This is a genomic window from Paenibacillus sp. FSL H8-0168 (genome assembly GCF_038592955.1).
Taxonomy (GTDB): domain Bacteria; phylum Bacillota; class Bacilli; order Paenibacillales; family Paenibacillaceae; genus Paenibacillus; species Paenibacillus polymyxa_B.
This window is the reverse complement of sequence record NZ_CP151948.1, coordinates 2,087,193-2,099,690: the sequence shown is the minus strand read 5'-3', so window position 1 is coordinate 2,099,690 and position 12,498 is coordinate 2,087,193. Positions and strand designations below refer to the sequence as shown.

Sequence of the window (12,498 nt, the reverse complement as noted above, 5' to 3'; positions counted from 1 at the left end):
CAAGGTGATACTATGAAGAGCCGTCCGCATGCGGATGGCTCAGACTGTAAACAAAGTAGATAGTTTACATATTTTAGGATTTTGCAAAATTCGATTCCAGTCGCTCCGAAGTGCAAGATATAGACGAACTAAACCATTTCGATCTATATCTTGTTCATTGGAAGTCGCTTATGGGATTTTTGCAAAATCCTTATTTACTTGCGTTCGCTTATATAAAACTGGTATTGCCGCTGCTATAAGGATTATACCCATAAAAGCGGGTGCGGCATGACCAAGTGATACATAGATTTGACCTCCAATGATAGGCCCCATCATTCTTGCTAAAGCCTGAATAGATTGACTACCTCCTTGAATCCTTCCTTGTTCACTAGAATCAACAGACTTGGAGAGCATCCCATTGAATGAAGGCCCAAAGACCGAATCACCAAAACCAAATATAAACATTCCAACGATAAAAAGAGGATAGAATGAGAACAAAGCCGATGCTGCAATAAGACTATAGCCTATAATCTCCGAAACCATTCCAAGAATGGCTATCTGTTTATCACTAAGTTTTCTCAAAAGCTTTGGCATGATGAAACCTTGTGAGATAATGTCTTGGACACCCATAATTGAGAACATAAGTCCGATTAGTGTAGGCTTCCAACTAAAAGTATCCATTGTAAATTGTGAAAAAACGGCCTGTAAAGATCCGTTGGGTATCCAAAGTAAGAACGCTGAGATAAGTAGCCTGTTTAAGTTTTTCATGGAAAGCAGGTTTGCAAGCTGTATGAACGGATTAAGTCTTACAAAAGTAATTTCTTTCAGTCTATGTTTCTTGTCAAGGCTCTCAGGCATAAAAAAGAACCCATATATAACATTCACTAAAGTTATGATTGCTCCAAAATACATGGGTACAGAATAATCAAACTTGGCGAGTAATCCGCCTACAGTTGGGCCAATGACAGTGCCTGCACCTACAACCGCACTCACCCATCCAAAGTATTTAGTTCTCTGTTCTGTAGGAATGATGTCTGCAAAATAGGCGAAGATCGTGCTTATGCTCCCACCTGTTATACCCTCTATTATGCGTCCCGCAAATAGTACCCATAGAGCTCCTCCTATGCCAAAAACCAAGTACCCGAATGCGGAACCCAAAAGGCATACTAAGAGCAATGGACGACGGCCATATTTGTCACTCAGAGCTCCAAGCACGGGGGCCGCAAAAAACACGCAGAAGGCATAAACAGAAGTCAGCAGCGTGACAACGATAGCTTGTTCTCCCGGATTGCTTATATAAGGCTGTACTAAGAAAGGGACAACAGGTGCTATGATACTGAAGCCTATTCCGCAAAGAAACACAGAGATAAGACCGAATATTAAAGCGTGTTTATCTACGGTTTGTTCTGTGTTCTGTTCATTGTGTGATCTAAATTTGAACATTAAATCCTCCCCTCAAAAGCTATGTTTTTATTTCCTTGGAAGCAAAAACATCGTATCACAATTTTGCTTCCTCGGCAACAAAATAATAACAAAAAAAAGGCAGCCTGTTCTCAATAGAGCCCGGCTGCCTGTGATTTGATTTTCATTATTCAGATTTATTCCGACTTAATATCTATACCCTGTTTCTTTATTTCCGCATCCAAATGCCTATTATACTTTTCCACGAAGCTAAGCATACTATCAAATTGTTCCTCGGTTACCTGTTCAAATACGGCTTTATCTCGCTCTTGAAACTCTTTATGCAGGTCCTCATGGATTTTATAGATTACTTTCCCTTGCTCCGTAAGCCGAAAATAGATTTCTTTCTTGTTATCCGGCTTCTGGTAGCTTTCGATAATGCCTTTTTTTATGAGCTTCTTAGTTATTTTACTTATGGCACCGCTAGTCATATAAAGGGACTCCGCAAGTTTTGTCACGTTGGAATCTATATTTCTTTCAATGTATTCGATGCAATGGACTTCAGAAGACTTATAACCCTTAAGACTGTCTTCCATCTTATCCTTATTAAGCCAAACCATCTTGTTATATAAGTCCCTGAAACCCATTATGACCTGTTCTTCTTTGCTCATGGCCTGTCCTCCCACCCGTTGGTGCATTAACAACATAATATAATATATTTTCGTTTCTATTTCAACAAGCGTCTAAGCATTCAGTAAATAAACCTAATCTACTAAACGGCAAGCAGGGTAAAAAAAGATATCACTCCCCATGCTGTATGTATATTTATTCTTCAGACGAGGACATACACGCAAAAAAACGGCCAGATCGCTAAAGTAGCGGAATCGAGCCGTTTTCCATTTCTTAAGACCGAGCCTCTGTGAACATTTGAAAGGTGACACCAAACTTGTCTGTTACATTCCCATAAGCTGGACTAAAATGGGTTTCCTGCAAAGGCATTCCCACCTGTCCTCCTTGCTGTAGAGCATCAAACATTTTTTGAGCTTGCTCCACACTATCGGTTGTAATACAGATGCTCACCTGATTCCCACTGCTAAACGGTGATCCGGGAAAGGTATCAGAAAACATGAGCTCTGTCTCACCCACTTTAAGGGTAGCATGTCCCACACGTTCCTTGACCTCTGCGGGAATGGGAAAATCGGGGTTTTCCGGCATTTCCCCAAAGGTTTGAATAAAAAGCAGTTGAGCATCCAATGCCTCTTTATAAAATTCGATTGCTTCTTTTGCATTTCCATCCATCGTGATGTAAGGAATCAAACGTTTGGACATCTTCAACACAGCTCCTTTAATTCGAGGTGATTAACCCAGCATTTCTCCTGTATTATATACAAAACTTGTCAAGAAAAACAAATCTGTATGCTTAGCTTTAATGCACTTGAACGCCAAGCTGCTTTAGCTCCTTTATCGCTTCCGTAACGTTACGCTGTGGATGAAGCGCAGAGATCATCTGTGCAGTGATCGGAACGCCGTTGAAAATCTGGCTTACCACTCCTAGAGAAATCGGCAACTCATAGTAACTTTCAGCCCAATCCTGATATTCCTCCGGTGTAACTATAATTTTCCCCAGCAAAAAGGATGAGCCATCGTCATATCCCTCAGGAAAGTTCGTGTTGCCCATACTCCACTCCTTATCTCCCGCTTCCCTCCACATACAAAAGGTAACGTCCTCCTTCTCCAGTGCTTCATCTTCCAAAAGCTCCATCATATCATCAGGCACACCGTCGTACATGCCCGGCCAGACCTCATATTCGTCTCTCGCATGAGGACTTACAGGGGATTCGTGGTCAAAACCCTTTAACAGCACACCTCCACACGTCCATAGCATATGAATCGTATCTCCAGCGCCGTTGTTCACCTCACCTAGGCACACATCACCAGACCATTCAGACTGCATACGATACGTGCGTAACCAATCTTCTGGAGACAATATAATGTCCAGCGCTGACAGCAGCAGCATTCTGTCTTTTAAGCCATTCGGCGTTACCTGTGCATCAAGCATCATATTCTTCATCATACCTCCACCTTGTCCATGCGTACTAAAATTCCATTTGTCTCTGCTTTTGTCTTTCAAGCTTTGCTTGCTCAACTATCTGCCGAATGAAAGGTCCCTTGGCTTCGGTATACGCTGCACGGTCATGTTTGAATTGATGCGCCAAATCTTTTTTTAAAGTCTCATACGCTCGCAGGCTCTCAGGATGCGCTTTCAAGTAATCTCTGAACAATAAATGGTTTTCCCAATGTTCTCCTTTATACTTGTAAATATGCAAGTGATGAGTCCCAGCTCCCCATTCTCCACGGCGAAAAAAAGCCCTCTCTGGAAAATCAGGCTTATGTACATATTCATATTGAAACCCTTGTAGACGCTCTCGATGTTCGGATTGAAGACTTGCCAACTCTTCCACCCCAACCATAATATCAATAATAGGCTTGGCTCCCAGATTAGGAACGGACGTACTACCGATATGCTCTATGCCAACACATACATCTCTGAGAGCCTCTACAATTTTCCCTTGCTCTCGCGTATACTCTTCAGCCCACTGCGGGTCATACTTGGATATTTCCACCTGTGAGGACATACTGAACACACCTCCGCTAGCTTTCTAAAAAATGCCTTCTAATCGTGCTTGGCACAAATCAGAAGGCATTCTCTTGTTCAAATTAAAAATCATTCAGCAACTCCGGCCTTATCATTCGGCTTCTCAATCACGATCAGACAGGTGCTGTCTGGCAAAGGAACCCGCTGGCCCTGCTCATCCATGAATTCAACACGGCTGGTCAGCGCCTCGGCGTAGCCCTCCTGTAAATAGTGGCGGCTCACCCGGATAATCGCTTGAGGTCCAAGTGTGTTACGAATACACTCTTCATACTGTGACGGGGTAAAATAACCAAACTGCTCCTGCACTTCATGCACATAGGCTTCCGCCCCCCATGTATAGGTATATAGAAATTCCATCGCATCGTTTACTGGCAAAACAGCCTCATGCTCCCCCACACGCTCTATTTCAATGTGGCGGCCCGCAAAATCTTGCGCATACCGCATCAGCCATTCCATTCCATCCGGCTCCAAGAATCGAATTCGTCTGCGCTGCTCTACTGGTTCGGTCATAATACCGTCACGAATGATGATACGCCCGCCGGGTGCAAGCACACAATAGGCACTCTGCAAAGCAGCCTCCACCGTTTGCGGATTGAACCGAATTCCATCTCGTTCGATGTAGGAATAGAGCTCGTGAAGAATCGAAGAGAATATAACCGTGTCCATACTCCCCGTTTCCACATATTCCTCCAACCGAAGCGCATCTCCTTTGATGACATCCCAACGATGGCGCTCCAATTGCTTTTTACGTTTAAGTGCCTCAATGACATTCACAGAAATATCAAGACCTAATGGCTTCGCATCTGGTCTTTCCTGTTCGATCAGATCCAGCAGCACGCCCCCGCCGGGTCCAATATCCAGTATACGGGTTCCAGTCACATAATCCAAAATGACCCTTTTGTAATCTACGGTCTGGTTCATATCTGTAAGATACGTTTCCTCATTGTGAAAGCGATCATAAGCATCACGCCGTAATCCGAACAGATCGAACAGCAGCAGGACTGCTTTGTCATACAGAGGCGTTTTTTCTGCTTCAATACAAAAATCGATTAGTTTCTCAGCCGCAGATGAAAATACAAAATTAAAAAATACAGTACTCGGCAGCTCCTCTTTATGCTCCACGATCACACTTAAGTGAGGATTATGCTTCCGTTTTCCTTTTGAGATGTCCTGCCAAGACAGTGCACTTAAATATTTTTCTATCATTCGTTTTTTATATACGTTAATTTTCTTGACACCACGATAGTCATAATACATCGTATTCATGAGCGATTCGAAACTGATATGGCGAACGGTTGCAGGCTGTTCCTGCCCTGTGCCATCCCTCAATGTGAGTAAAAATACCTTTACCAGTTCTTGAAGTGAAAAATCCTGCAAAGCTGATTCTACATACCAAAGTGTCCGATTCTCCAAGGGAGCCAGCGCCTTCTCTACATTCAACTCCCGCTCTAGTTCTGCGTAAGCCTGCTCGAACGGCTCCCCTTCATGAATGGAAACCGACCGTAATCTCTCCAGTCGCTCCTTTACACTCCAGACTACAGGTGCGTTATCCCATGCAATCCAGCCGATCAGCTGCTCCACTTCACTGCGTACTTGGTCCCATAATGCAGGTTCTACCCCGGCGATAATACACTCATTCAGAGCCCGTAAAACAAGCTCCAGTTCCTCAGGGCTCAGCCAGCCCTTACGAGTAATTTCAAGCAGCAGTCGATTTTCCGCAAAAGGAATTTCTCCCCGTATATATTGCCCAATCAATCCATGCGTCTCAATCAGAATTCGGGTCATGCTATTGCGCGGGTAAGCAGGGGACTCCGCTTGGGCCTGTCTGACATACAGTTGAGAGGAGCCGATATTATGTACAAATAAATTAATGCCCTCATGCTGCCAACGTAGCCGTTCGCGGACTGTGCCTCCTTTGGCTGTCTCAGACCATACCAAAACATCCTCCAGTAGCTCTTTAACCCAGAATGACAATGGAAGTCCGTCCAAAATAAGCAACGTACGCTCCACGTAATCCAGTACAGGATTGGCATCCTTTAACTCACCTATGGATCGAATGCGTTCCAAATTTACAATACGCTCCTCAGCCGAAACAAGCAGCTTTAACCAAGTCGGTGTATCCCAGGCCAGATCATTTTCTTTCCTGTAATTAGCAATGGCTTTTAACGATTGCAGCATTTTTCTCACCTCGTGTGATTCGGATTCGGTATGCACAGGAGACTTTGGATAAGACATTTGGATTAAACCTTGTATATAGTACACTTTACCATACATTTGTAGCTTCCATCTCGTGGAAAATATTAAACATTTGTATCAATTAATCGCTTGACATATTCTAGGCTTCACATAACCTGATTTAAAGTTCCCATAGTTTCCGAGACGTCTCTCCCTCCCAAAAGCAAAAAGATACCTTCCAGCCTAAGGCCGAAGATATCTCATTGATATTGTTAGACGCAGCAAAATCATTTCTCTGCGATGTTTTATAAAGTTATAGCGTCGCTATGTGACACGTCAATCGTATAGCATATATTCTGCTTAGTTATTAACGGAGACGCCATCTGGTACTGGAATACCAAAATCAGGTGTTCCATCTTCCTTCCAGTTGAACGGCTGAACACGTGTATGACGATTCGGGTCATACAGCGGGTCGCCTGTAATTTCCTTGTAATTCCGGGCGTGATATACGATTACATCGCTACCGTCAGCAGCAACCGTAAAACTGTTATGACCTGGCCCGAATTGTCCTGTTTCCTCATTGGTGCAGAATACCGGCTCAGGTGATTTCGTCCATGATTTCGGATCAAGTAAATCCGCATTCTCATCTGCTGTCAACAGGCCCATGCAATAATTGTGGTCAGTGGCACTAGCTGAATAACTGATAAAGATCCGCCCATTCCGTTTTAGAACTGCTGCTCCCTCATTCACCTTAAAACCGATGATTTCCCAATCATATTCAGGAGTGGAGATCATGACCTGCTCACCGCGCAGTGTCCATGGATTGCTCATTTCAGAAATATACAGATTGGAATTACCGACGATGTCAGGGTCCTTCTGAGCCCACACATAATACAGAACTCCATTATGCTGGAAGGTTGTCGCATCGAGAGCGAACGTCTCCCAACGGGTTTTGATCTGTCCTTTCTCCACCCATTCCCCTTCCAGAGGATTAGCTGAATCATTTTCCAGCACGAACATCCGGTGGTCGAACAGGCCTTCCTTCGTTTCCGTTGTACGAGCTGCTGCAAAATAAATGTACCATTTGTCGTTAATATAATGAATTTCCGGTGCCCAAATGTTCGCACTTAACGGGCCCGTTTCATATTTGTGCCACACTGCGACAGGCACTGCTGTACTCAAGCCTTGAATAGTACTTGCTCGTCGAACCTCAATGCGGTCATACTCTGGCACAGATCCGGTGAAATAATAGTATCCGTCACTATGCTTGTAAATCCAAGGGTCTGCCCGTTGCTCAATGACCGGATTATTAAAGGGTACAGATTGATTCATGGTTTTTCTCTCCTCTATGTGTAGTATGTAGTTCATACAATTAATCGCTGATACGTTTTCCCCAGATGGAAATTCCCTTTTCATTCATACCTGTGAAAATTAGAGTATAGCGACCGAGCTCCCAGTCCCATGAAGGAAGCAATAACAGTTCTTCCTTTGTTCCTTCGGATGTATTGCTCCAATCCATTGTTAGAGTACGCTTGCCATCAAATCTCCAGTGACCTTCAAGAGAACCACTGGTTGCCCGCCCTCCATCTTCCAAACGGAGCGGTTCAGCTTCCACCTGACCATCTACTTCCTGCCTTATCACGATGCGCTCCCAGTTGCCGGATAATAGCCTTTTGGGTATATCCTGCTCCTTTTCCCCCGCATAGCGCTCCGGAGAGACGACCGGCCAGCCCTCTGCCGTCCATAATATTTTGCGTACATGCAGGTACGGCCAGCTCTTGTCCGTTTCTCCCCGCGCATGATGTACAATATAATAATCCGCACCGTCCTTCAGGATAGAATTGTGACCTGGCGCAACCCAGCCTTCTCCTTCGCTGAACCGATAACCGCCCAATACCTTGTTTCCGATCTCGTATTGAGGCAAATAGCTGGTATCTGCCATATCATGTCCATTCATATCCACATAAGGGCCTGTGATAGAATCTGAGCGAGCAACGCGAACATTGTAGTCCTCGAACAAAGAATCATACGAGACGAACAAGTAGTATTTACGGAACATTGGATTGTACACAATGTAAGGCCCTTCTACAGCACCGTCCTCAGTTGCCCGATCTCTGGCAGCGATATTTCTACCATAGCCAGATTCTTTGAGCTTTCCAGTCTGGGGATCAAGCGGTGTAATATAGATACCGCCGAAAAAAGAGCCGTATACCATCCATAGATTTCCCTCTGCATCCAGCACCGGATTGGCATCAATCGCATTCAGCTTGTCATGTTCTTCCGTTTTAACGACCAGTCCCTCATCCTTCCAAGGGCCTTCCGGGGAGCTGGATGTCTGCAAACCGATCGCAGACCGTGTGCTGCCAAAGGTAGAAGCGGAGTAATACATGCGATAGGTATCACCCATCTTGATAATGTCCGGTGCCCACAGATTGGTTGCCGATGACCACGCCTCTGCTTCCTTTGGAATGCCGGGGAGTGCATACTGAACCCAGTTCCAATGAATCAGATCAGTCGATTTGCGTACCATGACACCAGGTCTCAATTCTCCACCTGTCTTTACATCCGTTGAGTAGACATAATAGCCTTGATCTGTTTTGATAATCGCCGGGTCATGTGCATTGTTAATGGTCCAGCGCTGTTCATCGTTAATCGTACTTTGATCATACAATTGATCGGGAGGCGGAGCCTGCGGATACACAGGGTCCGGAGTGTTATCCCCACAGCCGGATAGACCCAGCATGAGCAGCATAACCATAACTGTTATTCTCCTCCTTCCTTTACCCATTACATATTGTGACTGCCTTACATCGTTCATCCGTACCCTCCAAGTGTCAATTAACCTTTGACACCCGAAATGGCAACCGATTCAATAATTTGTTTCTGGAAGATCAAGAATATAATCAGTACAGGTAACAAAGCTATAATGGATGCTGCCATTATAAGCGGATAGTCCGTCTGAATGGCGTAAGTCGCATTAAAATTCGCGATAACCAGTTGCAGTGTCTGCGTTTCTGGTGAGTTCAAGTAAATAATCGGTGCCAAATAATCGTTCCAAATCCCCATGAACCATAAAATAAGCTGTGCCGCAACTGCCGGCTTAATGAGCGGGAATGTAATCGACGAATAGAGTCGGAAATAAGAACTTCCGTCAATTTTCGCAGCTTCGATAATGGCATCCGGTACGCTAAGCAAGTACTGCCGCAGGAAAAAGATCATAACTACATTTCCGAACAAACCTGGAACGATCAGAGGCAAAAGTGTATCGACCCAGCCAAGTTTGGAAAACATCATAAACTGTGGAATCATAACCGTTGGGTATGGAATCATCATAGATGCGATGAGTGCCAAAAACAGTTTGTTTTTATGAGGGAATCTCAGCTTTGCAAATGCAAAAGCGGCCACACTGGATGTGAAGGTACCTACAACGGTAACACTTACAGCCACAATCACGCTGTTCTTGATCCCGCTTAACAAAGGTCCTGCTTCCCAAATTTCTTTATATTTCCCAAACTGGAACACCTCTGGTATCCATACTGGTGGAAGAGCAAAGACATCCTGCTTTTCTTTCACCGAAGTGGACAGCATCCAAAGCAGCGGCGCGATCATCACAATCGCTCCAATCGCTAGTACAATAAAGATAATGATATTGGTAACTTTCGTTTTTTGACTATGGGACATAATCAGACTCACTCCTTTCCGCGAAAATCAATCCCCATCAAAGGACGATTTTTCATTCATTTTAAATTGAATCAAAGTTACGATAAAAATGAAGATGCCGAGAATCATAGCCATCGCGGAGGCATATCCCATTTGCAGGTTTTTAAATGCCTTATCCCAAATATAAAAGACGATTGAGGCGGATGAGTATTCCGGACCCCCTGTAGGTGTCATAATGTTCATTTCAGTAAAGATTTGCGAACCACCAATGATATTAGTTACGACTAGGAAGAAGGTTACTGGTTTCACCATTGGCCATGTAATATTGCGGAACATCTGGAATCCGCTCGCTCCATCTAGCTCTGCTGCTTCATAATAAGAGCGAGACACGCTTTGCAGGGCTGCCAAATATAGCAACATCGTATATCCGAGACCCTTCCAGACGGTCATGAGAATCAAGGCTGGTTTGACCGTATCCTTATCCATCAGCCAGTTAGGACCCTTAATACCGAATATTTCGAGGAATTGGTTCACCAAACCGTAATCTCCGTTGTACGCCCAGTTCCACATAATAGAAACGGCAGCCAATGAAGAAATAACCGGGATATAGTAAATCACACGAAATGTTGTCGTACCTGGAATCTTGCGATTCAAACCTAGTGCCAGCAGTAAAGCTAGTACAAGACCGATTGGAATACCCAGCATTAAGAAAAGAGTATTGTACATCGATTTATAAAAGAGCTCATCGCTAAATAAATCTTTAAAATTGTCGAGGCCAATAAAGTTCATTTGTCCCAATCCGTCCCAGTCTGTAAAAGAGCCGTATAACGAATAGACAAACGGGAATAACGTAAAGATTAGCAGACCGAGAATAGGTGGAAGAATAAATAAGTATCCATATACCTTCTCTTTGCGGTAGAGATTAGATTTGGTTATCACAGGGCTCACCTCTGTTTCTAATTTGGAATGAAGATGATGTTAGCAGCATGATATTTAGCCACTAACATCATCCTTTTTTCCTCTATTTACGCATTATTTCTGTGATTTTTTCTCTTGCTCCACCGCTTTATCCAGCAGTTTCTGCATCTTCGGTTGTTCTTGTTTCACATAATCTGCCGCCGTAATTTTACCATCCAGTACAGGTTGAATATCTGTGAAGAAAATATCGTACCATTCTGCATTATACGTATAGTTGCCTGGTAATGAGCGTCCATAGTCATTCACGATATCAATAAACTCTTGTTTATTGTTAGGCTTGGTTTTCGTATCTTTGGACCATTCATCAGCCATGTCCAACAGATTCGGAATTTGTACCTTGGCATCTACGAGCTGCTTCATTCCTTCTTTAGAAGTTGTCAGATAGTTAACCAGTTCAACAGCTTCATCCGGGTATTTTGTTTTAGAGGAAACGCCGATACCCAGAGAACCAATCCATGTTGCCGATTTGCCAGTCGATCCGGCTGGGAACGGCAGCAAATCATATTCAAATGGCAGTTTTTCAAATGTACTCATATCCCAAGGACCTACCGGGAAGAATGCCATTTCGCCCTTCATCCAACGTTGGTATGTGTCCAATGTTTGTGATTGTTCAATACCAGGTGTGATTTTATATTTGTTTTGCATATCAGCAAAGTACTGAAGCGCTTCCGCAAATTTCGGATCATCAATCGTTACTTTAGTTTTGCTCTCATCCAGCCAATCAGCCCCATTACTCCATACAAAGGCTTGCAATGCCCACTGAACGTTAAAGCCTGTACCGTATTGATCTGGCTTGCCGTCACCATTGGTATCCTTGGTCAACTCTTGGCTAACCTTGATAAATTCATCCCATGTATACGGTTTGTCTTTGTCAGGCAAGGGAACGCCCGCTTTTTCGAACATCGTTTTGTTGTAGCCGAGTGCGAATGGACCTAAGTCCTTCGGCATACCGTAAATATCTCCTTGGCCGGCCATTTTACCGTCATAGCGATACAAATCCACACCGTATTTCCAAATGTTATCCAGTTTAATATCCTTGTTCTTCTCAATGTAAGGAGTGAGATTCTTCAACACCCCACTGTTTACATAAGCTTTCACATCTCCAGGGGCAAAATAAAAGATATCTGGGAGGTTGTTTCCTGTAATCGCAGCTCTAAGCTTTGTAGCATATTGATCTGCTGCCGTCACGACCATTTTAACCTTTACGCCAGGATGTTCCGCTTCAAATTTCTTGATTACTTCCTTATAAGCCTTTTGTTCATCTGTTCCACCACGGAACATGAATGTCAGTTCCTTACTTCCATCACTACTGGAACTTCCCCCACTACAACCAGCCAGTGCAGCCACCATTAACAACAGAACGACCATTGTTATTGCAAAACCTTTTTTCTTTATCAACGCGACCCCTCCTAAATTTAAATGAAACCGCATACAATCGGTGCTAAAATAACTTCATACCACTCGGCCTAATCTTTAACTGTGCGGTACACAACCCGTTGTTGATTGCCGCTGTGATTATCATCCCTCTCATGTACCGTATAATTAACATTTTTCTTTATCAATAATGAATTCGTTTACAAACAAAATATAGCATGCCTTTCCTCAGTTCGTCAATGTATTTTTCAATCTTTTTAAATAGTTATAAAACA

At 43.7% G+C, this 12,498-nt stretch carries 11 protein-coding genes; all 11 read right to left on the bottom strand.

All coding sequences use genetic code 11. The features are described 5' to 3' along the window. Positions 1-168: 168 nt before the first annotated feature. Entirely contained in the window at positions 169-1,422 is a 1,254-nt protein-coding gene (locus tag MHI21_RS09925; protein WP_342419929.1) for an MFS transporter, read from the bottom strand. A 155-nt stretch (positions 1,423-1,577) separates the two neighbouring features. Continuing rightward, positions 1,578-2,051 carry a MarR family transcriptional regulator gene (locus MHI21_RS09920; protein WP_322159274.1) on the bottom strand — a complete coding sequence of 158 codons (474 nt, stop codon included), beginning with the start codon at positions 2,049-2,051 and terminating at the stop codon, positions 1,578-1,580. Between the two features lie 232 nt (positions 2,052-2,283). Next, a complete protein-coding gene (locus tag MHI21_RS09915; protein WP_235308060.1) occupies positions 2,284-2,709 on the bottom strand; it encodes a VOC family protein in 426 nt (141 codons plus the stop codon). Between the two features lie 97 nt (positions 2,710-2,806). After that, positions 2,807-3,454: a hypothetical protein gene (locus tag MHI21_RS09910; protein ID WP_341161768.1), complete on the bottom strand. Its 648-nt coding sequence runs from the start codon at positions 3,452-3,454 to the stop codon at positions 2,807-2,809. Between the two features lie 22 nt (positions 3,455-3,476). Then, entirely contained in the window at positions 3,477-4,016 is a 540-nt protein-coding gene (locus MHI21_RS09905; RefSeq protein ID WP_342419928.1) for a GrpB family protein, read from the bottom strand. Positions 4,017-4,105: 89 nt separating this feature from the next. Beyond that, positions 4,106-6,214 (bottom strand): class I SAM-dependent methyltransferase, encoded by a 2,109-nt coding sequence (locus tag MHI21_RS09900; RefSeq protein ID WP_342419927.1) that lies wholly within the window; start codon positions 6,212-6,214, stop codon positions 4,106-4,108. 357 nt (positions 6,215-6,571) lie between these two features. Continuing rightward, entirely contained in the window at positions 6,572-7,543 is a 972-nt protein-coding gene (locus MHI21_RS09895) for a family 43 glycosylhydrolase (RefSeq protein ID WP_341161771.1), read from the bottom strand. Positions 7,544-7,583: 40 nt separating this feature from the next. Then, positions 7,584-8,969: an arabinan endo-1,5-alpha-L-arabinosidase gene (locus tag MHI21_RS09890; RefSeq protein WP_342420199.1), complete on the bottom strand. Its 1,386-nt coding sequence runs from the start codon at positions 8,967-8,969 to the stop codon at positions 7,584-7,586. A gap of 80 nt (positions 8,970-9,049) precedes the next feature. Beyond that, entirely contained in the window at positions 9,050-9,892 is an 843-nt protein-coding gene (locus tag MHI21_RS09885) for a carbohydrate ABC transporter permease (RefSeq protein ID WP_025723511.1), read from the bottom strand. 27 nt (positions 9,893-9,919) lie between these two features. Then, positions 9,920-10,810 (bottom strand): sugar ABC transporter permease, encoded by an 891-nt coding sequence (locus tag MHI21_RS09880; RefSeq protein WP_013309768.1) that lies wholly within the window; start codon positions 10,808-10,810, stop codon positions 9,920-9,922. A 93-nt stretch (positions 10,811-10,903) separates the two neighbouring features. Continuing rightward, complete coding sequence (locus tag MHI21_RS09875; protein WP_250244585.1) at positions 10,904-12,247, bottom strand: sugar ABC transporter substrate-binding protein; 1,344 nt, start codon at positions 12,245-12,247, stop codon at positions 10,904-10,906. Positions 12,248-12,498: the final 251 nt, after the last annotated feature.